Below are 25,131 nucleotides of genomic sequence, written 5' to 3'. Positions count from 1 at the left end.
CACATCGCCAGCACGAAGTACACAACCACCCGCGCCGGCAGCAGACGACTGCGTTTCTCACCCCGCCCGGTCTCGGCGATCACCTCATCGACCAGTCCCGGCGGGAACGCCCGGGTCAGTACCCCGATCGCGATCCGGTCCGATATCCGCTCACTCGCAGGCGTCTTGACCTGCCCCACCCTCGCCACACCACAACCAACGAGACACCGACCACAAAGTCACCGGCATTGGGCCTAGGTGGGTGAGCTTGTCGGGGTTGGAGACGGCGTGGACGGCCTGGATGGTGCCGTCGGCGATGTCGAGTTCGAGGACGCTGGCGACGCGGCCGGCGGCGTCGTGGAGGACGGCGCCCGGGCGGCCGTTGACGGTGGCGGGCGTCAGCGTGACGCCGAGTTTGCGGTTGCGGCGGAGGCCGCCTATGAGGAGCTGGGCGACGCGGCGCAGGCCGGTGAGGGCCTTGCCGAGGGCGCGGGCCTTGCCGCCGCCGTCGCCGTGGAAGACGACGTCGGGGGAGAGGAGTCGGAGCAGGGCGTCCAGGTCGCCGCCTTCGGTGGCTTCGAAGAACCTGCGGGCGAGTTCGTCGGCCTCCGCCTTGCGCGCCCGGGTGTCGACGGCCTGGGCGGAGGGGGCGAGGCGCTTGCGGGCGCGGGTGAGGATCTGGCGGCAGTTGGCCTCGGACTTGCCGACGGCGTCGGCGATCTCCGGGTAGCCGTACCCGAAGGCCTCGCGGAGCATGAACACCGCCCGCTCGGTCGGGGAGAGGGCCTCCAGCAGGACGAGGAACGCCATCGACAACGCGTCGGCCAGCTCGGCGTGTTCGGCCGGCCCCGGGCGGTCGGCGGTGACCACGACGGGCTCGGGCAGCCACTCGCCCACGTACGTCTCCCGGCGGACCCGGGCCGACGTCAGGTGGTTGATGCCCAGCCTGGTCACCGACGTGGTCAGGTACGCCTTGAGGTTGGTGATCGTGGTCCCGGCCTGGTCGGCCCGGGTCAGACCGAGGAAGGCGTCCTGGACGATGTCCTCGGCGTCGCCCACGGAGCCCGTCATCCCGTAGGCGATGGAGAACAGCAGCGGCCGGTATCCGGTCGCGTCCGTGGTGATGGCTGATTCCGGCACTGGAACCCCTCCCTCGGTTCGCCGAGCAGGGTATCCAACGGTGCCCAGGTGGCAGTGACGCAGATCACATCCGTACCTGTCACGGCCCGCCGGGGTGCCCTGTCTCAGAGGGCACCAGCGGACAACGACAAGGGAGCACACGATGGAAGCCCGCCTGAACCCCTTCGCCAGCCAGACCATGTCCAAGTTCCTCAAGCACCTCATCGCGGCCAACAAGGTGATCGTGGAGTCGACTCTGCCGTTCGCGACGCAGGAGTTGGTGAAGCTGCGCGCCAGCCAGATCAACGGCTGCGGCTTCTGCGTCGACATGCACTTCAAGGACGCCGTGCACGGCGGGGAGGAGGCGACCCGCCTCAACCTGGTCGCGGCCTGGCGGGAGGCGACGGTGTTCACCGACGCCGAGCGCGCCGCCCTGGAGCTGGCGGAGCAGGGCACCCGCCTGGCCGACGCGGCCGGCGGGGTCACGGACGAGGCCTGGGCGAACGCCGCGCAGCACTACGACGAGGAGCAGCTCGCGGCCCTGGTGTCCCTCATCGCGATCATCAACGCCTTCAACCGCGGCAACGTCATCACCCGGATGCCCGCCGGCGGCTACCGGCCCGGTCAGCACGCCTGACCGGAGCCCCTTCCGCGGTCGGGGAGTGGTCTCCCCGGCCGCGGGCGTCGGGTTCCCGGCCGTCGGTGCTTCCGGGGCGTTACCGTCCGTGCGCATACCACCCAGCCTGCGCTGGGGGCCTTGTGCTTAAAAAACCGACCGATAAGGTGTTAATCCAACATTCATCGATGCCGCATAGCCTCCGGGGGCTAGCCTCATGCCGAATGCCATCGTCCGACCAGGAGGCGAAAGCCCCGTGCAAGGCACAGTCACCACACCAGGCGGGTCCACGGTGGCCGGCGGCCCTGGCGAGGCCTTCCTCCTCGTCGTCGACGACGAACCCAACATCCGCGAGCTGCTCGCCGCCTCGCTGCGCTTCTCCGGTTTCCGGGTCGCCTCCGCCGCCAGCGGCACCGAGGCCCTCGACCTGATAGCCGTCGAACGCCCCGACCTCGTCGTCCTCGACGTGATGCTCCCGGACCTCGACGGCTTCACCGTCGTCGAGAAGCTGCGCGAGCGGACCAACCGCGGCCAGATCGCCGGGCCCGTGCACGGCCACCCCGGCGACCACCTCCCGGTGCTCTTCCTCACCGCCAAGGACGGCGTCGGCGACAAGGTCCAGGGCCTCGCCGCGGGCGCCGACGACTACGTCACCAAGCCGTTCAGCCTGGAGGAGCTGATCGCCCGGATCCGCGCCATCCTGCGCCGCTCCGGCGGGCCCGCCGAGGACGGCCGGCTCATCGTCGCCGACCTCAGCCTCGACCCGGTCGCCCACGAGGTCACCCGGGCCGGCACCCCCGTCGCGCTCTCCCCGACCGAGTTCAAGCTGCTGCACTACCTGATGGCCAACGTCGGCCGGGTGGTCTCCAAGGCGCAGATCCTCGACCACGTCTGGGCCTACGACTTCGGCGGCGACCTCTCCATCGTCGAGTCGTACATCTCCTACCTGCGCCGCAAGCTCGACTCCGGCCCGGCCCACGGCCCCAAGCTGATCCACACCGTGCGCGGCATCGGCTACGCGCTGCGCCGCCCCCCGCAGGGCTGACCGGTCCGCTCCGTGCCCGCCCGGCTCTCCACCCGGCTGTCGGTGTTCCGGCGGCGGCTCTCCCGGCTGCCCCTGCTCCGGCGGCCGTTCTCCCGGCTGTTCTCCCGGCTGTCGAGGCTGACCGGGCTGTCCCGGCTGTCCCTGCGCGCCCGGCTGCTGGTGCTCGCGCTGGTGCTGGTCACCACCGGGCTGGCGGTCAGCGACGCCGTCGTGCTCGGCACCGTCCGGGTGCAGCTGGTCGATCAACTCGACGAGCAGCTCCAGCGGTACGGGCTGCCGCTGTCCCACAAGGGCCCGGTACGGGTCGGCACCCCGGAGGCCGGGCGCCCCGCCGTCACCGGCAAACGCAGCACCCTGCCCAGCCAGTACCTGGTCCAGTACCTCTCCTCGGACGGCAAGGTGCAGGCCGTCATGCGCCAGCCCGTCTCCGACAGCGACCCGGCGCCCCAACTCGCCGGCCTCGACCCGACCCGCACCGAGCCCGACGTCCCCTTCGACCTGCCCGACCAGCGCGGCCACTACAACTGGCGGGTGCTCGTGCTGCCGATCCAGACCCCCCGGGCCCCGGCCGCCGCCAGCCCCAGCGACTACGCCTCGCCCGCCGTCACCGCGACCTACGTCATGGTGGCCGTCTCCCGCGCGGACATCGACGCCACCGTCGGCAAGCTGCGCAGCTCCTTCCTCGCGATCGGCGGCGCCGTCCTGCTGCTGATCGCCGCGCTCGGCTTCTTCGCCGTCCGGGCCGGGCTGCGGCCACTGCGCCGGATCGAGGCCGGCGCCGCCCGGATCGCCGACGGCGAACTCTCCCACCGGATGCCGGAACTCTCCCCCGGCACCGAGGTCGGGCGGCTCTCCATCGCGCTCAACGGCATGCTCACCCAGATCGAGGCCGCCTTCGCCGCCCGCGCCGAATCCGAGGCCCGGATGCGGAGGTTCGTCGCCGACGCCTCGCACGAACTGCGCACCCCGCTCGCCGGGATCCGCGGCTTCACCGAGCTCTACCGGATGGGCGCGCTGCCCACCGACGGGGACGTCAAGCGGACCATGACCCGGATCGAGAGCGAGGCCGTCCGGATGGGAGCCCTGGTCGAGGACCTGCTGGTGCTCGCCCGGCTCGACGAGGAACGCCCGCTCGACCTCGCCCCGATGGACCTGCGCACCCTCGCCGCGGACGCGCTGCACGACCTCACCGCCCTCGACCCGACCCGGCCCGTCTCCCTCACCGGCCCGTCCGGCACCGGCGCCCCCGGCGCGGCCCCCGTCCTCGGCGACGAGGCCCGGCTGCGCCAGGTGGTCACCAACCTGGTCGGCAACGCGGTCAAGCACACCCCGCCCGGCACCCCCGTGCGGATCGGGGTCGGCGGCGCGGGCGGCGTCTGCCTGCTGGAGGTCGCCGACGCCGGGCCGGGGCTCACCGACGGCCAGGCCCAGCGGGTCTTCGACCGCTTCTACCGGGTCGACGCCTCCCGCAGCCGGCACGGCGGCGGCGGCGCCGGACTCGGCCTCGCCATCGCCACCGCGCTCACCCACGCGCACGGCGGCACCCTCACCCTGGACACCGCCCCCGGCGCCGGCGCCACGTTCCGGGTCGAACTGCCCACCAACGGTGACCGGACTTCCTGACGGCATTGTCGACACGTCAATTCCCTTGCTGACCAAGCAATGGCGGGCCGATTTCATTGCCGGAATGCGGCATGGAGCGTAAAGAATCCGTGTGCCTATGATCAACGCCGTCGGGTCGTCAAGAACAGCCCGGCACACGGCTTTTGCTTTCTTTCCGACCCGAAAGGGGTCATTGTGAAACTCCGCCGTACGCTGGTCTCGGCCGCCCTCGTCGCCGCCGTGATCTCGCCCGCAGCCATGCTCTCCGCGGCACCCGCCTTCGCGGAGTCGGCTTCGACGGCGCAGACCCGGAACGACACCGGCTCGATCGCGGAGCTGGAGAAGGCCGCCGCCACCGCGGCCAAGGCCCACCAGGCCGCCGTCGCCGCCGAGGCCGCCGGGCAGGCCGAGACCACGGCCTTCATGAACAACCCGCAGCCCTACCTCGGCAAGCTCCAGGAGGCCCAGGCCGCCGCCAAGACGGCCGCCGCGGCCCACGAGAAGACCTACAACGAAGCCGTGGAGGCCTCGGCCGCGTACCGCTCCGCGAAGCCGGAGGAACTGGAAGCGGCCAGGGTGCGGATGCTGGCGGCGTTCGACGCCGCCAACGCCGCCACCGACGCGGACACCAAGGCCAAGGCCGCCGTGACCGCCGCCGGCACGGCGCTGGACGACGCCAAGGTCGCGGCGATGCGCAAGCTCGGCGTGCTGCAGGAGGCCACCAAGACCGCGGCCGCCGCCCAGGCCACCGCGGACAAGGCCCTCGCCGAGGCCAAGGCCGCCGCCGAGAAGCCGGTCGACAAGCCGGCCGACAAGCCCGCCGACAAGCCGAGCGAGAAGCCGGTCGAGCAGCCCGCCCCGGCCCCGGCGGAGCAGCCGGCCCAGCAGTCCGCCGCCGTCACCCCGGTCTCGGACACCACCGCGACCACCACCACCAACGGCGCCGGCGCCGGCACCAAGGCGACCACCGCGAGCAGCCAGGCCAGGTCGACGACCGCCGCCCCGGCCAAGGCGACCACCGGTTCGACCACCGAGCTCGCCGAGACCGGTTCCAACCCGGCCACCCCGTACCTGGCGCTGGGTTCCGGCCTGGCCCTCAGCCTGGGTGCCGCGGCCCTCTACGTCTCCCGCCGCAAGCCGGCCCGCTCCTCCTCCTGATCCACCCGGTTCGCGCCCGCTCGGGAGGAGGGCGCGAACCCCACAGCACCCCCGAACCGCAGGGCAGGCCCCCTCCCGGCCCGCCCTGCGGTTTCGCGTTTCCCGGCCCCGAAACGCCCCGATCGGGTGAACCCCCGCCGTTCACCCGACCGGCCCCCCGGTCCTGTGCGACGGTCCAGGTGCTCACTCACGCACCGGGAGATCGCTATGGACCCTGATCAGAGGTTATGGAAGGCCTGGAAGGCCATGGCCGTCCCGAAGATCGCGCGCGCAGAGATCGGAGATGACAGCATCACCATCTCGGTCATCGGTGACCTCCGCCATGCGGCGGTGGGAGGTGGCCTCAGGAAGGCGCTGACGAAGCACCTGCGCGGGACGGGGTACACGGCGACGCAGGGCCGTTATGTGATCGCCGGTTTGAAGGCGATGAAACCTGACTTCGCCGTGGCACCGGACGACACGAAGGCGATCGAACACCCGGAGGGTGTGGGGCTTCTGGCGTCCGGGATCCCCCTTGTCGCCGAGGTCGTGTGGCCCGACTGCTACGAACGCCGTGACCAGGAATTCAAGCCGCGCGCCTACGCTTCCGCGGACATTCCGGTGTACGTGGTCATCGATGACTACGGTCACGGCGGTACCGTGACCGTACTTTCCCGCCCCGACCCCGAACGCCGTGCGTACGCGTCCTCGACCCGGATCCCGTACGGCGAGGAGGCCGTGATCCCCGAGGGCCCCGCCAAGGGGTTCGTGATCGGGCCGGAGGTCACCGGTGAGCGCCGTGGCTGATCCCGTGGTTGATCCCGTGGTTGATCCCGTGGTTGATCCCGGCGTGTCGTTCCGGCGGGACCTGTCCGAGTGGCGGATCGCGCTGGTCGCGTGGCGGCTGCTGGTGCTGCAGGCGGCGGATCCGGTGGTGGGGGCCGGGATGGCCGAGCACTCGACGTACCAGGCGCATCCGTGGCGGCGGGTGGAGCACACGCTGGGGAGCGGGCGGCGGCTGTTCTACCAGGACGGGGAGGCGCTGCGGAGGGAGGTCGCGCGGCTGGACCGGGCGCACAAGCGGATCCGTGGGACGGCGCCGGACGGGCGGGCGTACGACGCCGAGGACGCGGCGACCCGGGCGTGGGTGCTGCTGACGCTGTTCGAGTGCGTGGTCGCGATGCGGCGGCTGGGCGGGGATCCGTACGACGCCGGTCAACTGGAGGCGGCGTACCAGGAGTTCACCGGGTCGGTGGCGGCCTTCGGGCTGCCTGAGGGTGAACTTCCCCGCAGTGCGGCCGAGTTGCCCGCGTACTTCGCCCGGGCGGCGCGCGAACGGCTGGAGCTCACCGAGGCGGCCCGCTACCTGCTGGAGGACATGCTGCGCGGGGCGCCGCGGCCGCGGCGGCTGTGGTTCCTCGGCGACGCCGGGTGGCGGGTGCTGCGGGCGGTGGTGGCGCGGGCGATCACGGCGCTGACGGTGGCGGATCTGCCGCCGGCGGTGCGGGAGCGGTTCGGGCTGGTGCGGACGCGGCGGGCCGCGCTGCTGTCCTGGCTGCTGCACCGGGGCGCCGGCGCGGTCGTCCCGCTGCTGTCGGACCGGCTGCGCTACCGCTCCCCGGGGCAGGGCGGTGCCCCGTCCCGGTGGCGTCCGCCGCGCCGGGACGCGCGCGGGTCCCGGGTGGACCGGTTCTTCCGCGAGGTGCTGGACCAGACCGGCGACGGCTTCCTCACCGTCCACGACCTGCGGGCGATGGCGCACAACGTGTGCTGGCAGCTGGAGTTGGACGAGGCCGCCGAGGCGCGGGTGTATCAGGCCTTCGACGGCTGGTGGGAGCAGCTGCGCGCGGCGATGGACGCGAACGGCGACGGCAAGGTGAGCCGGGAGGAGTTCGTGGCGGCCACCGTCGCGGGCTGCGACCGGGATCCGGCCTATCTGGAGCAGGGGCTGCTGCCCGCGCTGCGGGCCGTGTTCACCGCCGCCGACACCGACGGCAGCGGCTTCCTGGAGGCGGACGAGTACCGGGCGGTGTTCGGTGGACCGCGCGTCCATCCGGCCGAACTCTCGCACGGGTTCCGCCAGTTGGACGTGGATGGGGACGGCCGGATCACCGTGGAGGAGTTCCTGCACGGTTTCACCGAGTTCTTCACCGCCCGCGCCGACTCCACCCCGGGCACCCAGCTCCTCGGCCGGGCGTAATGGCCGGACGTAGCCGAAGGGCGTAGCGGAGAAACGAGGACAGGACCAGGGGCCGCTGGTCCCTTCAGGCGCCCACGCCGTCCGCGACGGCGTGGGCGCCGTCGTGTCAAGCGACGGATCGGCCAAGACCGCTCCGCCGGCTGCCCGGCCGTTCGTTGTCAGGGCCGTGGACGGCTCCGCAGACTGTCCCCACCGCCACTGCGTTCACCACTGCACCGCCGCCGCACGGCCACACACGGCCACGCCCCGCTACGTACGGCTACACACCGTTCCGAAGGTGTCAACCACACCCCGCCTGCGATTCCTTCGTAAGGATGATGGATACTGCTCCTTGTGAACGTGTTCACGTTCACAAGCGGACAAGCTTGCGTGGTTGGGCAGCGGTCTACAGCTATAGATGAAGTTTGTCCGAAACATGCCCTTCAACAGGGCCGGTCGGTTGGAGAGAGGGCGACGTGGAGCTGGCAATCGCTCACGAGACCATCGCGCGATGGCAATTCGGCATCACCACCGTTTACCACTTCCTCTTCGTCCCGCTCACCATCAGCCTCGCCGCCATCGTGGCCGGGCTGGAGACCGCCTGGGTGAGGACGAACAAGGAGAAGTACTTCCACGCCACCAAGTTCTGGGGGAAGCTCTTCCTGATCAACATCGCGATGGGCGTGGTCACCGGCATCGTCCAGGAATTCCAGTTCGGCATGAACTGGTCCGACTACTCCCGTTTCGTCGGCGACGTCTTCGGCGCCCCGCTCGCGATGGAGGCGCTGATCGCCTTCTTCTTCGAGTCCACCTTCATCGGCCTGTGGATCTTCGGCTGGGACAAGCTGCCGAAGAAGATCCACTGCGCCTGCATGTGGATGGTCGCCCTGGGCACCGTGCTCTCCGCCTACTTCATCCTGGCGGCCAACTCCTGGATGCAGCACCCGGTCGGCTACTCGATCGACCCGGCCACCGGCAAGGCCCAGCTCACCGACATCGCCAAGGTGCTGTTCCAGAACACCACCCTCACCGTGGTGGCGCACACCCTGACCGCCGCCTTCCTCACCGGCGCGGCCTTCATGGTCGGCATCGCCTCCTTCCACCTTTGGAAGGCCAAGCGCAAGCCGGAGAGCGCCGACCCCAAGAAGACCGCCGTGATGCGCACTTCGCTGCGGCTCGGCCTGGTCCTCGCCGTGGTCTTCGGCGCCGGCACCGCGCTCAGCGGCGACTCGCTCGCCAAGGTCATGTTCGAGCAGCAGCCGATGAAGATGGCCGCCGCCGAGGCCCTGTGGGACACCCAGTCGCCCGCGCCGTTCTCGATCTTCGCGGTCGGCGACGTCAGCAAGGGCCACAACTCGGTCGAGCTGGAGATCCCCGGGATACTCTCCTTCCTCGCCCACAGCGACTTCAACTCCTCCGTCCCCGGCATCAACGACACCGCGGCCGCCGAGGCCGCCAAGTACGGCGGCGACCCCAAGGACTACATCCCGAGCATCTTCGTCACCTACTGGGGCTTCCGCCTCATGATCGGTTTCGGGATGACCTCCTTCGTGGCCGGCCTGATCGGGCTCTGGACCACCCGGCGCAAGAAGTTCCTGCGCCCCGAGTTCCGCACCGGCGAGACCGAGGTGCCCCGGCTGATGCTCACCCCGGGACGGGAGATGGGTCCGTTCCTCACCAAGTGGAGCTGGCGGATCGGCATCCTGACCATGGGCTTCCCGCTGATCGCCAACAGCTTCGGCTGGATCTTCACCGAGATGGGCCGCCAGCCGTGGGCCGTCTTCGGCCTGATGACCACGGCGAACGCGGTCTCCCCCAACGTGAGCGTCGGCACCCAGATCGGCGCCCTCACCACCTTCACCCTGCTGTACGCGATCCTCGCCGTCGTCGAGGTGCGGCTGCTGGTGAAGTACGCCAAGGCCGGCCCGGTGGTGACCGAGCAGCCCCCCGCCAAGGACCCGACCCTGCGCGGACCGTCCTCGGACGACGACGCCGACAAGCCTCTCGCCTTCGCCTACTGAGGACCACAGGGGATCTGACATGCAACTCCACGACGTCTGGTTCGTACTGATCGCGGTCCTGTGGATCGGCTACTTCTTCCTGGAGGGCTTCGACTTCGGGATCGGCATCCTCACCAAGCCGCTCGCCCGCAACACCGCCGAACGGCGCGTCCTGATCAACACCATCGGCCCGGTCTGGGACGGCAACGAGGTCTGGCTGCTGACCGCCGGCGGCGCCACCTTCGCGGCCTTCCCGGACTGGTACGCGACCCTGTTCAGCGGCTTCTACATCCCGCTGCTGATCATCCTGGTCTGCCTCATCGTGCGCGGCGTGGCCTTCGAGTACCGGGCCAAGCGCGACGACGCGCGCTGGCAGCGCAACTGGGAGGAGGCCATCTTCTGGACCTCGCTGCTCCCGGCCTTCCTGTGGGGCGTGGCCTTCGCCAACATCGTGCGCGGCGTCGACATCGACGCGCAGAAGAACTACGTCGGCACCTTCTGGGACCTGCTCAACCCGTACGCCATCCTCGGCGGCCTGGTGACGCTCAGCCTGTTCACCTTCCACGGCGCGGTGTTCGCGGCGCTCAAGACGGTCGGCGACATCCGCGACCGGGCGCGGGCCACCGCCCTGCGGGTGGGCGTGGTGGCGGCGGTGCTGGCGCTGGCCTTCCTGCTCTGGACGCAGGCCGACAACGGCAACGGCCGCAGCCTGGCCGCCCTGGTCATCGCGGTGCTGGCGCTGGTCGGAGCGCTGGCGGCCAACCAACTCGGCCGCGAGGGCTGGGCGTTCATCCTCTCCGGGGCGACCATCGTGGCCGCCGTCGCGATGCTCTTCCTGGCGCTCTTCCCGGACGTCATGCCCTCCACCCTGAACGACGGCTGGAGCCTGACCGTCGCCAACGCGGCCTCCTCGCCGTACACGCTGAAGCTGATGACCATCGTGGCCGCGGTGTTCACCCCGCTCGTGCTGCTCTACCAGGGCTGGACGTACTGGGTGTTCCGCAAGCGCATCGGCGTCCAGCACATCCCCGGGCACGACCCGGCCGCCGCGCTCGACCAGGCCTGACGCCGTGAAGCCGGTCGACCCCCGACTCCTCGGGTACGCCCGCACCACCCGTGCCTTCCTCGCCGGATCCGTGCTCCTCGGCGGGGCGGGCGCGGCCCTGGTGGTCGCCCAGGCGAGTCTGATCGCCGAGATCGTCGTCCGCGCCTTCCAGCGCCAGGCGACCCTCGGCGAACTGACCACGCCGCTGCTGCTGCTCGCCCTGACGGCCGTCGGGCGCGGGCTGGTCGGCTGGCTCACCGAACTCACCGCGCACCGGTCCGTCGCCCGGGTGAAGTCCACCCTGCGGCGCCGGCTGCTCGACCACGCCACCGCGCTCGGCCCGGCCTACCTGGCGGGCCGGCGCACCGGCGAACTCACCACCCTCGCCACCCGCGGCGTCGACGCGCTGGACGACTACTTCGCCCGCTACCTGCCGCAGCTGGCGCTCGCCGTCGTCGTCCCGGTGATCGTGCTGCTGCGGATCGTCGGCGCCGACTTCACCTCGGCCGCGATCATCGCCGGGACGCTCCCGCTGATCCCGCTGTTCATGGTGCTGATCGGGATGGCCACCCAGAGCCGGATGGACCGGCAGTGGAGCACCCTGGCCCGGCTCTCGCACCACTTCCTCGACGTGGTGGCCGGACTGCCCACCCTCAAGGTGTTCAACCGGGCCCGCGCCCAGGCCGCCACCATCGCCCGGATCACCGCCGACTACCGCCGCGCCACCCTGCGCACCCTGCGGATCGCCTTCATCTCCTCCTTCGCGCTGGAGCTGCTCTCCACCCTGTCGGTCGCGCTGGTCGCGGTCACCGTCGGCTTCCGGCTGGTGGACGGCACGCTCGACCTGGAGACCGGGTTGCTGATCCTGATCCTCGCCCCCGAGGTGTACTTCCCGATCCGCCAGGTCGGCGCGCTCTACCACTCCAGCGTGGAGGGCCTGACCGCCGCCGACGAGATCTTCCAGGTGCTGGAGACCCCGCTGCCCGCCGCCGGCACGGTGCCCGCACCCGCCCTCACCGGGGCCGTCGTCGCCGTCTCCGACCTGGTCGTACGCCACCCCGGGCGGACCGAGCCCGCGCTGGACGGCGCCGCGCTGACCCTGCGCCCGGGCACCACCACCACCCTCACCGGCCCGAGCGGGGCCGGCAAGTCCACCCTGCTCGCCGTCCTGCTCGGCCTCGTCGCCCCGGACGCCGGCACCGTCCGGATCACCGCCGACGGGCGGACCCACGACCTGGCCGCACTGGAACCGGCGAGCTGGCGGCGGCAGATCGCCTGGGTGCCGCAGCACCCGCACCTGTTCGCCGGGACGGTCGCCGACAACCTGCGGCTCTACCGCCCGGAGGCCACCGACGAGCAGCTGTGGACGGCGCTGGGGGCCGCGCACGCGCTCGACTTCGTGACCAGGCTGGACGCCCCGCTCGGCGAGGACGGCGCCGGGCTCTCCGCCGGGCAGCGCCAGCGGCTCGCGCTCGCCCGGGTCCTGCTCGCCGACGACCGGCCGCTGGTCCTCCTCGACGAGCCGACCGCCAACCTGGACGGCGCCTCCGAGGCCGCCGTCGTGGACGCCGTCCGGACGCTCGCCGAAGACCCGGCACGCACCGTGCTGATCGTCGCCCACCGGCCGGCGCTGCTGGCCGTCGCCGACCACCGGGTCCGGCTGGCGGGGGCGCCCGCCCCGGCCGCCGGCCCGGCCGCGGCTACGTCCTCCGCTGCGGCCTCCGCTCCGGTCGAGCGGCCCGCGCACAGCGGGCGGCCGACACCCGCCCCCGCCACGGCACAGGACGAGCCCGAAGCCGCCGCCACCCCGAGGCTGGCGCTGTCCGTCCTGCTCGGCGCGCTCGCCCTCGGCTGCGCCGTCGCGCTGATGGCCACCTCCGGCTACCTGATCTCCCGGGCCTCCGAGATGCCGCCGGTGCTCTACCTGATGATGGCCGTCACCTCGGTACGGGCCTTCGGCATCGGCCGCAGCGTCTTCCGCTACGCCGAGCGGCTGGTCTCGCACGACGCCGTGCTGCGCACCCTCGGCACCCTGCGGGCCGCCGTCTACCGGCGGCTCACCGCGCTCGCCCCGGCCGGGCTGCCCGCCTTCCGGCGCGGCGACCTGCTCTCCCGGCTGGTCGCCGACGTCGACGCGATCCAGGACCACCACCTGCGCTGGCGGCTGCCGGCCGCCGTGGCGGGCGTGGTCTCGCTGGCCGCGGCGGCGGCGATGGGCGCCTTCCTGCCCGCCGCCGGGGTCGTGCTCGGGGTCGGGCTGCTGCTCGCGGGCGCGGTGGTGCCCGCCCTGGCCGCCCGCTGGTCGGCCGGTGCCGAACGGCGGCAGGCCCCGGAGCGCGGGCGGCTCGCCACCACCGTCGTCGACGCCTTCACCGGCACCGCCGAACTCACCGTGGCCGGCGCGCTGCCCGGCCGGCTCGCGGCCGTCCACGGCGCCGATGCCGCGCTCACCCGGCTGGCCGCCCGCTCGGCGGCCACCACCGCGCTCGGCACCGGGCTGATCGCGCTGCTCACCGGGCTGACCGTGACCGCCGCGGCGGCCGTCGGCGTCCAGGGGGTGCACGGCGGCGCGCTGGCGCCGGTCTGCCTGGCCGTGGTCGTGCTCACCCCGCTGGCCGCGTTCGAGGCCGTCACCGGGATGCCGCTGGCCGTCCAGGCGCGCCAGCGCAGCCGGGCCGCGCGGGCCCGGCTGGACGAGGTGCTGGAGGCCGAGGCCGCCGTCCCGGAGCCGGCCGCGCCCGCCGCGCTGCCCGAACAGCCGCTGCCGGTCGCCGTGCGCGGACTGACCGTCCGGCACCCCGGGCAGGCCGTGGACGCGCTCACCGGCGTCGACCTCGACCTCGCGGCCGGCCGCCGGATCGCCGTGGTCGGCCCGTCCGGCTCCGGCAAGACCACCCTGGCCCAGGCGCTGCTGCGGTTCCTGGAGCCGAGCGCGGGCGGCGTCACCTTCGCCGACGGCCGTCCACAGGCTGTGGACAGCCGCGCGCTCGCGGGCGAGGACGTCCGCCGGGTGATCGGACTGTGCGCCCAGGACGCCCACGTCTTCGACAGCTCGCTGCGGGAGAACCTGCGGCTGGCCCGGCCGGGCGCCACCGAGGACGACCTGCGCGCCGCGCTCGCCGCCGCCCGGCTGCTGGACTGGACGCTGACCCTGCCCGACGGCCTGGACACCATGGTCGGCGAGCACGGCGCCCGGCTCTCCGGCGGCCAGCGGCAGCGGCTCGCACTGGCCCGGGCCCTGCTCGCCGACTTCCCGGTGCTCGTCCTGGACGAGCCCGCCGAACACCTCGACCTGCCCACCGCCGACGCGCTCACCACCGACCTGCTGGCCGCCACCGAGGGCCGCACCACCGTGCTGATCACCCACCGGCTGGCCGGACTGGACGACACCACCGTCGACGAGGTGCTGGTGCTGGACGGCGGCCGGGTCGCCGAGCGCGGCCGCTGGTCGGAGCTGATCGCGGACCGGGACGGGCGGCTGCACACCATGTGGCGGCGGGAGCGGGAGGCGGACGGGCTGCTGGAACCTGTCGGGGCCGCCCGTTAGACCCGGTCGGGGCCGCCCGTTCAGCCTGGTCGGGGCCGCTCGTCGGGCCCGGGCAGGGCGCGGTTCCCGAGTCGCGCCGTCCTTCGGATGAAAAGCGTACAAACTAGGCTTTCTGCATGGACCCCACGCCAGAGCCCTCCGCCGCCGCGCCCGAGCCGACACCCCATCGGGTGCCGGAGATCGCCTCGCTCGGGCTGGACACCCTGGTCACCGAGGTCGCGGAGCGCCTGCAGTCGGCCGCCGCGGTCACCGACCGGATGCAGCGGCTGCTGGAGGCGGTGGTCTCCATCGGCGCCGGGCTCGACCTGCACGCCACCCTGCACCGGATCGCCACCGGCGCCGCCGAACTCGTCGACGCCCGGTACGCGGCCCTCGGCGTGATCGCCCCCGGCCGCACCGGCCTGGCCGACTTCATCCACGTCGGCGTCGACGACGAGACCGCCGCCGAGATCGGCGACCTGCCCGCCGGCCGCGGCATCCTCGGCGCGCTGATCGACCGCCCCGAGCCGCTGCGGCTCGCCGACCTCGGCGCCGACCCGCGCTCCTCCGGATTCCCGCCGCACCACCCGGAGATGAAGACCTTCCTCGGCGAGCCGATCCGGGTCCGCGACGAGGTCTTCGGCAACCTCTACCTCACCGAGAAGAAGGGCGGCGGCGCCTTCACCCCCGAGGACGAACAGGTGGTGCACGCGCTCGCCGCGGCGGCCGGCGTCGCCATCGAGAACTCCCGGCTGTACGAGGAGGGGCGGCGCCGGGAACGCTGGATCGCCGGCGCCTCCGCCGTCACCACGGCGCTGCTCTCCACCGACCAGGCCGAGACCGCGCTCACCGTCGCGGCCGAGCAGGTCCGGGAGCTGGCGGACGCCGCGCTCGGCATGATCCTGCTCCCGACCGAACCGACGGAGGACGGTGACGGGCAGATGCGGGTCGCCCACGCCTCCGGCGAGGCCGCCGAGTTCGTCCGGGGCGAGCTGCTGCCCAGGGAGAGCTTCGCGGCCCGGCTGCTCGCCGGGGAGAGCGTCCACCTGGACGACATGTCCAGCGACCCGACCGTGGAGATCCGGCTCGCCCGCGCCTTCGGCCCGTCGATGGCCGTCCCGATGGTCGCCGCCGGGCGGGTGCTCGGCGGCCTCTGCGTCTGGCGCCCGCGCGGCGCCCTGCCGTTCACCGACACCGAGAAGCAGCTCGCCGAGACCTTCGCCTCGCAGGCCGCGCTGGCCCTGCGGCTCGCCGAGGGCCAGCGCGACCAGCAGCGCCTGGCCGTCTTCCAGGACCGCGACCGGATCGCCCGCGACCTGCACGACCTGGTGATCCAGCGGCTGTTCGCCACCGGGATGATGCTGGAGAGCGCGGCCCGGCGGTCCGTGGTGCCCGAGGTGAAGGTCGGCATCGGCAAGGCGGTGGACGAGCTGGACGCCACCATCCAGGAGGTCCGCACCACCATCTACGCCCTCCAGCACGACAACCACGGCGACGCGCCGGACACCCTGCGCACCCGGGTGCTGCGGGAGGCCAGCCAGGCCGCGGCGGCGCTCGGCTTCAAACCCTCGGTGAGCTTCGTCGGGCCGGTGGAGAGCCTGGTCGAGGAGAAGAATGGCCGTCAACTGCTCGCCGCGCTCAGGGAGATGCTCTCCAACACGGCCCGGCACGCGCGGGCCTCCCGGGTCGGCGTCGAGATCGACGCGACCGCCCACCTGGACGACACCGGCCGGCCGGTGAGCGGCGACCCGGAGTCGCTGGACCGGGGCGGGCGCCCGGGCGTGCTGCTGACGGTGACCGATGACGGCGTCGGCATCCCGGCGGGCGGGCGCCGCAGCGGCCTGCTCAACCTGACCCGGCGGGCCGAGGCGCTCGGCGGCGCCGCCTGGCACGAGACCGGACCGTACGGGAAGGGCACCATGGTCCGCTGGACGGCCCGGCTCTGAGCCCGGCCCGATCCTCCTCGGCGGTTGGCCGGTGAAAGTTAAACGAGGGAGAACTTCCCGACCAACACCGCAAGTTGTGAACGTTCTGGGCTTTCCGTGGGTCCGTGTGCACACATAGCTTTGCACCGGTCTCGGAGGGGTAACCGGACGGGGGGAGCAGTGGACGCGTCTGGCCGCGGGAACACCGCAGCAGGGGCAAGTCGAGGCGGGTTCAGGACGGAGCGCGCCCCGGACGGGCGGTACCGCTGGCAGCTGAAGGCGCCGAACGGCCGGGTGGTGGCCATCACCGCCGCCATGTTCGAGACGCCCGGCGAGGCCGAGCGCGGCTTCGACGGATTACGCGTCGGGGCCGCCGAACTCACCGCGCGGATCACCCACGTCCGGGACGGCATCGGCTGGATCTGGGTCGTCCCCGGGTCGCGCAGCCTGCCCGAGGTGCGCTCCAGCCGCGCGTACGAGCGGTACGCGACCTGCCAGAACGCCTTCCGGCGCTTCGTCGTGCTGCTGGCCAAACAGCCCGCGCGGGATCTGCCCGTGCGGGAGCTGCCCGCGCGTGACCGGCCCGCGCGTGACCGGCCCGTTCGCGACCAGTCCGTTCGCGACCAGTCCGTTCGTGAGCGGCCTGCCAGGGAGCGGCCGGTTCGTGATCTTCCGGGCCGTGAACTTCCCCGGAACACCGTCTCGTTGAGACGCCCCGATGGCCGCTGAGGGGCGCGGCCCCCGTCTGCTGATCGTCCCCGCACCCGAACGCTGCCTGGGCTGGGCGCTGCGCGCCGCCAACGGGCGGCCGCTCGGCGTGGGCGTGCGCACCTACCGCAGCGAGGAGGAACTCGCCGAGGCGGTCCGGGTGTTGCTGATCGAGCGGGCGGCCCTTCGATGTTCGGTGGCCCAGTCCGAGGGCCGGCAGTGGGTGTGGTCCGCCTACCTGCCGGCACGCAGCACCCGGCGGGCGGCGGTCGAGCCCGCGCCGGTGGCACGCAGCGCCCGCGGCTACCTGCGGCGCGACCAGTGCCAGGCCGGCGCCGAGGGCTTCCTGTCCGGACTCCAGTGGGTGGGGCAGGAGTTGCGGCGGGGCGGTCGGGACGGCCGCTGGCCGCTGTGAGGCGGCCGGGGCCCACGTGCAGTTCCGGTGAAGCGCAGGTTTCCGGCAACACCCCGAGTCGCCACCTGGAGAAGAACGTCACCGGCCTCCGACCACCCCCTTTCCCCTCCGCCGCGCCCGTGCTGACCAGTCGCTAAACCTCGTCGAACCGATGAGTCGACAATCCCGACCCGCCCTCGACCTCCCTTCCGGCGGAACCTCCGGGCCGGACAGGATCTGCACTGCCGGAGCGGCCGCAGCGGACGCGGCCACCGGCCCCGGGCTCCCAACCAGAGCACGGGTTCACGCGATGGACGTCTCTCCCACCGGAGGAAGAGAAACATGCGTAAGACCGCTGCCAAGCTGCTCACCGTTGCCGCCCTGGCGACCTCCCTCGCCACCGTCGCCTCGGGCTCGGCCATCGCCGACCCGGCCGCCGGTGTCACCCCGGCCGCCCAGGACATCGTGGGTGTCGGCTCGGACACCATCCAGGTCCTGCTGAACCAGTTCTCGGCCGACTACAACGCCTCCCTGGGCGCCGGTTCCACCGCGCCGCGCCTGTACAGCTGGGACGCGACCGGCACCTCGCCGATCACCACCAAGACCGGCGCCACCTCGATCGCCCGCCCGAACGGCTCCGGCGCCGGCATCAAGGCCCTGGTCGCCAACACCGGCGCGACCGTGGACTTCGCCCGCTCCTCGCGCGGCCCGGCGGCCACCGACGCCCACGGCCTGGACTTCGTCGCGCTCGCCAAGGACGCCGTCACCTGGTCCGCCCCGAGCAACGGCAACGCCCCGGCGCAGCTGACCTCCGCGCAGCTGACCGCGATCTACAACTGCACCACCACCAACTGGAACCAGATCAGCGCGAGCCTGCCGAACGCCACCATCAAGCCGTTCCTGCCGCAGGCCGACTCCGGCACGCGCTCCTTCTTCCTGGGTGCGATCGGCGTGACCACCCCCGGCGCCTGCGTCACCACCGGCCCGGAGGAGAACGAGGGCACCGACGCCAACCTGACCGACCCGAACGTCGTCTTCCCCTACTCCGTCGCCCACTACCTCGGCCAGACCGTCGGCGGCCACGGCACGGCGACCGACGCCCCCGGCAGCCTGACCCTGCGCAACATCGTGGTCAACGGCGCCACCCTGACCCCGGTCACCAACAACGTGATCAACACCAAGTTCGCCAACTCCTCCTTCGGCCGCGTGGTCTACAACGTGATCCGCGACACCGAGTGGACGGCGACCGACGCGCACGGCCAGGCGCTCCAGGCCATCTTCGGCTCCAACGGCTGGATCTGCACCGACCCGGTCGCCGCCGCCGACCTGGCGAGCTACGGCTTCCTGGCCACCCCTGCCTGCGGTGTCGCCACCCTCACCTGATCCACCCTCATCTGACTCGCCCCGCACCTGATCCACCCCGCACCATCCGGCGGCCACGGGCTTCGCGCCCGTGGCCGCCGGCCCACCGGCGGGACGTCTCGAAGGGAACGGGCCGGCTGATGACCGAGTCGGCCCCCGACCACCACGTCCACCTGCTGCCGACCGTGGCCGCGGTGCCGCCACCCTCACCCTCAGCGCGAAACCTTCCTCTCCCAAGGAGCCCAGCATGTCCCGTACCACCGGTCGGTTCCTCGCCGGCGGCGTCGCGGTCGTCCTCGCCGTCACCGCCTTCGGCGGCGTGGCCGCGGCCGACGCCGCTCCCGTCCCCACCGGCAGCGCCGTGGTGACCGAGAACAACACCTTCCTCCAGGCCGCGGCGAGAAACGGTGTGTTCATCGTTCCGCTGCCGAACGCCAGCGTCTCCTACAACACCACCGCGGGCCTGGCGACGAGCCTCCCGGTGACCGGCGGCAGCGTCAACCTGCGCGGCTACTACGGCAACGCGACGCTCGGCGGCAGCCTGCTGTTCGTCGACGTCTTCACCGGCAAGAGCGTGCTCTTCAAGCAGCTCGCGTTCAGCGCCGACGACTGGCGCCTCACCGGCGTGCCGGACGGCGCCACCGACCCGGTCCTGCTGTTCAAGCCGGCCGGCCTCCAGCGGACCGAGCAGAGCGGTACCACGCAGTCGCTGACCGCCTCCGCCCTCACCGTGGACGCCGCAGGTGCGCAGTTCCTCGACAGCAAGCTGAACACCTCCTTCTTCACGAACGGTCAGGCGATCGGTTCCTTCGCGCTGACCGTCAACGGCTGAGCATCGCGCACCGGTTGGTCCAGGCCCGTGCCGACAGGCGCGGGCCTGTTTTTCCGTGGAGGCGTCAACTCCGCTACCGAGGTGCCGCGTTGTGGTCTCGTACACGCGCGCGACCGGATCCGGCCATCTGCGGCTGGCCGAATGGACGGGTACCGGAATCGTTGGCCGCTCGATGCCTGATCCCCTGCGCCGCGTCTCCCGGCGGCGCGCAATCGCACGGAGGTACCCGCCATGAGAGTCCGACCGCCCGACCGGAGACCTTTGGGCCGGTGGCGCCGCCGACTGCCCGCTCTCGCGATGGTGTGGTCGTCGGTGGTCGCTGTCGGCGTGCTGCCGATCGGCCTGGGGGCGCTGCCGCAGGCCGTGGCGGAGGACTCCGCCGTCACGGTGCCGGGGCCCAAGGTGTGGCAGCCGAACGAGGGCGTGTACGGCCCCGAGGGCAGTGTGAGCGTCGTGCAGACCAAGAACCTGGTCAACCAGGTGGTCCACGTCGGCTGGAAGGGGTTCACCCCGACCTCGGACGCCAACGGCGATCCCTGGCTGAACGGGCCGGCACCGCGCAGCGAGCAGCCCTTCTACCAGGTGCGGGTGTACCAGTGCCGGGGCACCGACCCCAAGGTCACCGACTGCTACGACAGCACCCTGTACAACGCCGACGCGGCGGCGGGCTTCCAGCAGAAGACGCCCGCGCCGGGGACGACCTTCCCCGACTACCCGTCGAACATGGTCGTCTCGGTCACGGGCCCGGACGGTTCGGGCTTCGCGGACATCGAGCTCTACACGGCCGACCAGAGCCCCACCCTGGGCTGTGACGACAAGCACCCGTGTTCGCTGGTCGTCGAGCCCAACTACGGTGGCGACTCGATCGCCTGGGCGGACAAGACCCGCAAGGGCGTCCTCGGCTGCGACAACCACAGCCTGGACCTGGACTTCGGCATGGCGTCCGACCTGAAGCTCAACGGCACCATCAACCGCTACACGAACATGAAGACGTCCGAGCAGTGCTCCTGGGAGCGCCGCACGGTGGTGCCGTTGGAGTTCGCCCCCACGGCGGCGGCCTGTCCGGACCAGCACGCGGCCTTCAGGGTGGCCGGACTCGAACCGGCCAAGCGGGCGATGGCGCAGTGGCAGGCCGGGCTGTGCCAGGGCACCGAGCCGATGTCGCTCACGTACGGCTTCGCGAACGGCGACGCCCAGGCCCGCACGGACTTCCTGTCGGGCGGCGGCGACATGGCGCTGGCGTCCCGGCCGGACACCCAGGCGCCGCCACCGCGCCCGTACGTGTACTCGCCGATCGCGACCTCGGGGATCTCCGTGGTGTTCGTCGTGGACGACCCGAACACCGGTCGGCAGATCAGGAGCATGAAGCTCAACGCGCGGTTGCTGGCCAAGCTGCTCACGCAGTCCTACGCCTCGCCCGGCGCCGCGATCCCGTCGGTGAAGGGCAACCCGATCTGCATCTTCGACGACCCGGAGTTCCAGAAGCTGAACCCGCTGCCCTCGGACGGCACGGTCTCCTGGCCCACGGGTTGCCTCTCGAACAACACCACCCCGACGGTGTTCGGCGGGACGGCGGACATGACGTACCAGCTGACGTCGTGGATCGCCTCGGACCCCGACGCGGTGCGCTTCCTGGACGGCGAGTCCGACCCGTGGGGCATGCACGTGGACAGCTTCTACCTGCGCCCGGCCTTCTCCGGCTACCCGACCGACTCCCTCGTCCGGCAGGACTCCTCGGGGATCCCGGACGCGAAGGAGGACGCCAAGCGCAACTGGAAGCAGTTCGAGTGGAACCCGATCTCGACCGGGCTGAACGACGTGGTGCGCAAGGTGCTGTGGAACCAGCCCAACTGCGTCAACGGGGACACGAAGTCGGACGGCTCGCACGACCTGTGCCCGCCGCTCAAGATCGGGAAGCGGACGCTGTTCGCGATCATGGACACCGGTGAGGCGAAGGCCTACTCGCTGCCCGAGGCCCAACTGCTCAACCCGGCCGGCGGTTTCGTCTCACCGGACGGCCCGGGCTTCCAGGCGGCCGTCGCCGACATGACCGTCGACCAGGCCACCGGCGTGCAGTCCCTGCCGTACGGCGCGTCCGACTCGGCCCTCTCGCGTGACCAGAAGGCCTACCCGCTGACCGCCGTGCAGTACGCGATGCTCCCGACCAAGGACGTCGCGGCCGGCAAGGTGGCCGCGATGACCAAGTTCATGCGCGCGGTGACCACCACCGGCCAGGTCTACGGGTACGAGCCCGGCCACCTCGCCCCCGGCTTCCTCGCCCTGACCGCCGCCCAGCGGACCCAGGCCGGGGACGCGATCAGCCACCTGGAGGCGCAGGACGCCAAGCTGCCCGGCAACCAGGCCGCGCCGCCGAACCCGCCCGCGACCGGCGGCGACGGTTCGACGCCGGCCTCCGGTACGGGGGGTGGGCAGGGCGTCGCCCCGGTCACCCAGGTCGGTGAGGGCGGGGCGTCCGGCGGGAGCGGGGCCGCGGCCTCCGGCGAGACCGGGGACCAGGCGTCCGGCGGGTCCGGCGGGTCCTCCACCGGTGGCCTGTCCGGCACCGGTGCGGGCTCCGCGTCCGGTGGAGCGGGAACGGCGGCCGGTGGAACTGCGGCGGGTGGAGCGGCGGCGGGTGCCGGTGCCGGTGCCAAGCCCGGCGCGACGCCCAGCACGCCCGGCAAGCCGCTGTCCGCCGCGCCCGTCGCGGCCGGTACTCCGGCGCCCGACCGCTCCGGCGCCGCGCGGCTGCTCCTGCCCGTCGCCCTGATCGGCGGCCTGGTGCTGCTGGTCGGCGGTCCGGCGGTCCTCTTCCTGGGCGGGACGCCCGCCGGGGCGCGGGCGCTGGCGGAGGTGCGGAAGGGCTGGTCGCGGTTGCGCCGCCGCCCGTGACGGACTGACGCGGGGACACAACAGAATCACCGAAGCACGACTCGGCGGGGCCGCCGTTTCGGCCCCGCCGAGTCGTTTTCGCATGGCTGAAGTCGCTTGGAGCCAACGCGCGTTGCGTCTGGGATGGAATCGGCCAATGGTCCGGCCGCGCGTGATCGAAGGCAAATACCTTTCACATCAGAGGACTTGGGTGAGAAGCCCCAGCACGGACATGTCATTCGCCGGTCCGGTCCGGCCATTCGGAGTTCCCAACTCCGCCACCGAGTTGCCGCGTTGGGCCCTCGTACACACGCACGACCCGATCCGGCCACCTGTGGCTGGCCGAATGGGTACGCACCGGATCCGTCCCCCGCACCCGAGCACGGAGAGCAGACCATGACATCCGCCGCCGAGCCCGCGGCACCGTACGCCGGGGTGCCAGGCCAACCCGGCCACGGGCCCGACCGGGACGTCCCGCGCACCATCACCGCCCCCGCGACCCCGGGCGACCGGGTGTTCCGCGGGGTGCTGCGGGTCGCCGGGCTCTCAGTCTTCGCGATCATGGGGATGATCGCGTTCTTCCTGGTCCTGCGGGGCACGGACGCGCTGCGCGCGGTCGGCTGGTCCTTCCTGACCGAGCAGAAGTGGCAGACCGCCGCGCACAACTTCGGCATCGCGGCCGTCCTGCCGAACGGCCTGCTGATCGCCGTCATCGCCCTGGTGATCGCCGTCCCGGTCGCCCTCTTCACCGCGATCTTCATCTCCGAGTACGCGCCGGTCCGGTTGCGGGCGGCGCTGATCTCGCTGATCGACCTGATGGCGGCGATCCCCAGCATCATCTACGGCCTGTGGGGGCTGTTCTTCCTCCAGCCGCGCATCATCGGCTTCGTCCGCTGGCTGACCAACCACCTCGGCGACACGATCCCCTTCCTCAAGGTGCGCACCGGCGACATCGGCACCTCCTACACCTCCTCCACCTTCATCGCGGGCGTGGTCGTCGCGTTGATGATCATCCCGATCGTGACCTCGCTCAGCCGGGAGGTGTTCTCCCAGGCCCCGCAGGGCGAGCGGGAGGGCGCGTACGCGCTGGGCTCGACCCGTTGGGGGATGGTGCGCGCGGTGGTCCTGCCGTTCGGCAAGGGCGGGGTGATCGGCGCGATCATGCTGGGCTTCGGCCGGGCGATGGGGGAGACGATCGCGGTCGCGCTGATCGTCTCGCCGAGCTTCAAGACCATCACGCACATCCTGGAGAACGGCGCCAACTCGATCTCGGCGCTCATCGCGCTGCGCTTCGGCGAGTCGGACGCGCTCTCGCTCTCCGCGCTGATGGCAGCCGGCCTGGTGCTGTTCGCGCTGACCCTGCTGGTCAACGTGGCAGCCGGCTTCGTGATCAACCGGTCCCGCTCCGGGGCCTCCACCGCGGACTGAGGCGGCGTACCGACATGACCCACCGCGTCGAAGGGACGACCCGATGACCACGCTCGACCTGCCACCGGTCGCCGCGTCCGGGCCCGGAGGTCCGACGCCCTCCGGCTCCGCCGAGGCACCTGCCGAGGCCGCGCCACCGCGCTCCCAGACCAAGGTGCGGCTCGGCGGTGTGACCCGCGAGGACGTGTTCACCGTGGCCGGCTCACTGGTCGGCTCGCTGGCGCTGAACTGGGCGCTGTACGAGCGGGTGCTGCCGTTCAGTGGCGCGTTCGGCTTCCTGGTCTGCTGGTACCTCCTGTTCCTGGCGGGCTACTTCGCGCTCGGCCGGCTCCAGTGGGGCAGGCTGATGGTGCGCGACCGGCTGGTGTCGGTGGCCTCCTGGAGCTCCGGGCTGCTGGTGGTCGCGCTGATCGTCGACCAGATCGGCTACGTGGCCAGCCGCGGCTTCGAGGCGGCTCAGCACCTCAACTTCTTCACCGAGTCGATGGAGCGGACCGCCGCGCTCTCCCCGATCACCTCCGGCGGCGCGCTCAACGCGATCGTCGGCTCGCTCGAACAGCTGGGCCTGGCAACGCTGTTCGCGGTGCCACTGGGCATCGCGGCGGCGATCTTCATGTCCGAGGTCGGCGGCCGGCTGGCGCGCCCGGTGCGGACGCTGGTCGAGGCGATGACCGCGCTGCCCTCCATCGTGGCCGGCCTGTTCATCCTCGGCGTCTTCATCATCACCTTCGGTTTCGAGAAGAGCGGCTTCGCGGCCTCGCTGGCGCTGACCGTGATGATGATGCCGATCGTCACCCGGGCCGCCGAGGTGGTCATCCGGCTGGTGCCCGGCACCCTGCGGGAGGCCTCGTACGCGCTCGGCGGCAGCCAGTGGCGCACGGTGTGGAACGTGGTCCTTCCCACCGCCCGGCCCGGTCTGGTGACGGCGGTGGTGCTCGGCATGGCGCGCGGCGTCGGCGAGACCTCGCCGGTGCTGCTGACCTCGGGCTTCACCTCGCAGTTCAACGCCGACCCGCTCCACGAGCACCAGGTGTCGCTGCCGCTGTACATCTGGAACTACGTCAAGCAGCCCTACCCCGAGATGGTCGCCCGCGCCTTCGCGGCCGGACTGACCCTGATGGTCCTGGTGCTGATCCTCTTCGTCACCGCGCGCGTGCTCGGCGGCCGCAAGCCGGGCGAGCTGACCAGGCGGCAGAAGCGCCGGATCGACCTGGAGGCGCGGCGCGCCGAGGCCGCCGCACGAGCCGCCCGGCCGTCCGACACCGTCCGTCCGGCGCTGGCGCGGACCGCGTCCTCCCATGCGTCGGCCACCGCCCTCCCACTCCCCGGGAACAGCTGATGACCCACCCAACCACCCTCCGTC

The 25,131-nt window shown here is 72.2% G+C and carries 19 protein-coding genes; 17 read left to right on the top strand and 2 right to left on the bottom strand.

Going from position 1 to position 25,131, the window contains the following annotated elements; all coding sequences use genetic code 11:
- A partial coding sequence (locus AC07AL_RS13340; protein WP_478317432.1) for a transposase domain-containing protein occupies nucleotides 1-188 on the bottom strand: 188 nt, incomplete at its 3' end.
- Nucleotides 151-1,119 (bottom strand): RNA polymerase sigma-70 factor, encoded by a 969-nt coding sequence (locus AC07AL_RS13335; protein ID WP_478317431.1) that lies wholly within the window; start codon nucleotides 1,117-1,119, stop codon nucleotides 151-153. The genes AC07AL_RS13335 and AC07AL_RS13340, both read right to left, overlap by 38 nt.
- 142 nt (nucleotides 1,120-1,261) lie before the next feature.
- Between AC07AL_RS13335 and AC07AL_RS13330 the strand changes: the two genes are divergently transcribed.
- The 17 genes from AC07AL_RS13330 to pstA all read left to right on the top strand — a co-directional run bounded on the left by AC07AL_RS13330 (nucleotide 1,262) and on the right by pstA (nucleotide 25,107).
- Nucleotides 1,262-1,735: a carboxymuconolactone decarboxylase family protein gene (locus AC07AL_RS13330; protein WP_363581546.1), complete on the top strand. Its 474-nt coding sequence runs from the start codon at nucleotides 1,262-1,264 to the stop codon at nucleotides 1,733-1,735.
- 235 nt (nucleotides 1,736-1,970) lie between these two features.
- Nucleotides 1,971-2,759, top strand: coding sequence for a response regulator transcription factor (locus AC07AL_RS13325; protein ID WP_400327343.1), 789 nt, complete (start codon nucleotides 1,971-1,973; stop codon nucleotides 2,757-2,759).
- A gap of 12 nt (nucleotides 2,760-2,771) precedes the next feature.
- Nucleotides 2,772-4,382: a sensor histidine kinase gene (locus AC07AL_RS13320; RefSeq protein WP_363628039.1), complete on the top strand. Its 1,611-nt coding sequence runs from the start codon at nucleotides 2,772-2,774 to the stop codon at nucleotides 4,380-4,382.
- A 174-nt stretch (nucleotides 4,383-4,556) separates the two neighbouring features.
- The gene (locus AC07AL_RS13315) at nucleotides 4,557-5,519 is read left to right on the top strand and encodes an LAETG motif-containing sortase-dependent surface protein (RefSeq protein ID WP_363628040.1); all 963 of its coding nucleotides are present in this window, start codon (nucleotides 4,557-4,559) and stop codon (nucleotides 5,517-5,519) included.
- Between the two features lie 207 nt (nucleotides 5,520-5,726).
- Complete coding sequence (locus AC07AL_RS13310) at nucleotides 5,727-6,305, top strand: Uma2 family endonuclease (protein WP_363581540.1); 579 nt, start codon at nucleotides 5,727-5,729, stop codon at nucleotides 6,303-6,305.
- Between the two features lie 28 nt (nucleotides 6,306-6,333).
- Nucleotides 6,334-7,698, top strand: a complete 1,365-nt coding sequence (locus tag AC07AL_RS13305) for an EF-hand domain-containing protein (protein WP_363581538.1) — start codon at nucleotides 6,334-6,336, stop codon at nucleotides 7,696-7,698.
- Nucleotides 7,699-8,153: 455 nt separating this feature from the next.
- Nucleotides 8,154-9,698: a cytochrome ubiquinol oxidase subunit I gene (locus AC07AL_RS13300; protein WP_363581536.1), complete on the top strand. Its 1,545-nt coding sequence runs from the start codon at nucleotides 8,154-8,156 to the stop codon at nucleotides 9,696-9,698.
- Nucleotides 9,699-9,717: 19 nt separating this feature from the next.
- Nucleotides 9,718-10,743, top strand: coding sequence for a cytochrome d ubiquinol oxidase subunit II (gene cydB, locus AC07AL_RS13295; RefSeq protein ID WP_363581534.1), 1,026 nt, complete (start codon nucleotides 9,718-9,720; stop codon nucleotides 10,741-10,743).
- A gap of 4 nt (nucleotides 10,744-10,747) precedes the next feature.
- Entirely contained in the window at nucleotides 10,748-14,269 is a 3,522-nt protein-coding gene (gene cydD, locus AC07AL_RS13290; protein WP_478317430.1) for a thiol reductant ABC exporter subunit CydD, read from the top strand.
- Between the two features lie 116 nt (nucleotides 14,270-14,385).
- Nucleotides 14,386-16,194, top strand: coding sequence for a sensor histidine kinase (locus tag AC07AL_RS13285; RefSeq protein WP_478317429.1), 1,809 nt, complete (start codon nucleotides 14,386-14,388; stop codon nucleotides 16,192-16,194).
- Between the two features lie 276 nt (nucleotides 16,195-16,470).
- Nucleotides 16,471-16,902 (top strand): hypothetical protein, encoded by a 432-nt coding sequence (locus AC07AL_RS13280; protein WP_478317428.1) that lies wholly within the window; start codon nucleotides 16,471-16,473, stop codon nucleotides 16,900-16,902.
- Nucleotides 16,892-17,296, top strand: a complete 405-nt coding sequence (locus tag AC07AL_RS13275; protein ID WP_363581528.1) for a hypothetical protein — start codon at nucleotides 16,892-16,894, stop codon at nucleotides 17,294-17,296. The genes AC07AL_RS13280 and AC07AL_RS13275 overlap by 11 nt, the downstream gene beginning before the upstream one ends.
- Nucleotides 17,297-17,617: 321 nt before the next feature.
- Nucleotides 17,618-18,658, top strand: a complete 1,041-nt coding sequence (locus AC07AL_RS13270) for a PstS family phosphate ABC transporter substrate-binding protein (RefSeq protein ID WP_400804416.1) — start codon at nucleotides 17,618-17,620, stop codon at nucleotides 18,656-18,658.
- A gap of 226 nt (nucleotides 18,659-18,884) precedes the next feature.
- Complete coding sequence (locus tag AC07AL_RS13265; RefSeq protein ID WP_478317427.1) at nucleotides 18,885-19,469, top strand: hypothetical protein; 585 nt, start codon at nucleotides 18,885-18,887, stop codon at nucleotides 19,467-19,469.
- A gap of 312 nt (nucleotides 19,470-19,781) precedes the next feature.
- On the top strand, nucleotides 19,782-22,361 hold the full coding sequence (locus tag AC07AL_RS13260; RefSeq protein ID WP_478317425.1) for a hypothetical protein: 2,580 nt from the start codon (nucleotides 19,782-19,784) through the stop codon (nucleotides 22,359-22,361).
- A 375-nt stretch (nucleotides 22,362-22,736) separates the two neighbouring features.
- Nucleotides 22,737-23,768: a phosphate ABC transporter permease subunit PstC gene (pstC, locus tag AC07AL_RS13255; RefSeq protein ID WP_363628045.1), complete on the top strand. Its 1,032-nt coding sequence runs from the start codon at nucleotides 22,737-22,739 to the stop codon at nucleotides 23,766-23,768.
- A gap of 43 nt (nucleotides 23,769-23,811) precedes the next feature.
- A complete protein-coding gene (gene pstA / locus AC07AL_RS13250; RefSeq protein WP_400985462.1) occupies nucleotides 23,812-25,107 on the top strand; it encodes a phosphate ABC transporter permease PstA in 1,296 nt (431 codons plus the stop codon).
- Nucleotides 25,108-25,131: the final 24 nt, after the last annotated feature.

Source organism: Kitasatospora sp. NPDC043949 (genome assembly GCF_056435365.1).
Note: the sequence above shows the minus strand (reverse complement) of the source record. Positions and strands in the feature narration are given on the sequence as shown.

Excerpts from the sequence above, each read along its gene's own strand:
- AC07AL_RS13270 (WP_400804416.1), top strand. The coding sequence starts at position 17,618 with ATGCGTAAGACCGCTGCCAAGCTGCTCACCGTTGCCGCCCTGGCGACC.
- AC07AL_RS13265 (WP_478317427.1), top strand. The coding sequence starts at position 18,885 with ATGTCCCGTACCACCGGTCGGTTCCTCGCCGGCGGCGTCGCGGTCGTC.
- pstC (WP_363628045.1), top strand. The coding sequence starts at position 22,737 with ATGACATCCGCCGCCGAGCCCGCGGCACCGTACGCCGGGGTGCCAGGC.
- cydB (WP_363581534.1), top strand. The coding sequence starts at position 9,718 with ATGCAACTCCACGACGTCTGGTTCGTACTGATCGCGGTCCTGTGGATC.
- AC07AL_RS13330 (WP_363581546.1), top strand. The coding sequence starts at position 1,262 with ATGGAAGCCCGCCTGAACCCCTTCGCCAGCCAGACCATGTCCAAGTTC.
- AC07AL_RS13275 (WP_363581528.1), top strand. The coding sequence starts at position 16,892 with ATGGCCGCTGAGGGGCGCGGCCCCCGTCTGCTGATCGTCCCCGCACCC.
- pstA (WP_400985462.1), top strand. The coding sequence starts at position 23,812 with ATGACCACGCTCGACCTGCCACCGGTCGCCGCGTCCGGGCCCGGAGGT.
- AC07AL_RS13285 (WP_478317429.1), top strand. The coding sequence starts at position 14,386 with ATGGACCCCACGCCAGAGCCCTCCGCCGCCGCGCCCGAGCCGACACCC.
- AC07AL_RS13310 (WP_363581540.1), top strand. The coding sequence starts at position 5,727 with ATGGACCCTGATCAGAGGTTATGGAAGGCCTGGAAGGCCATGGCCGTC.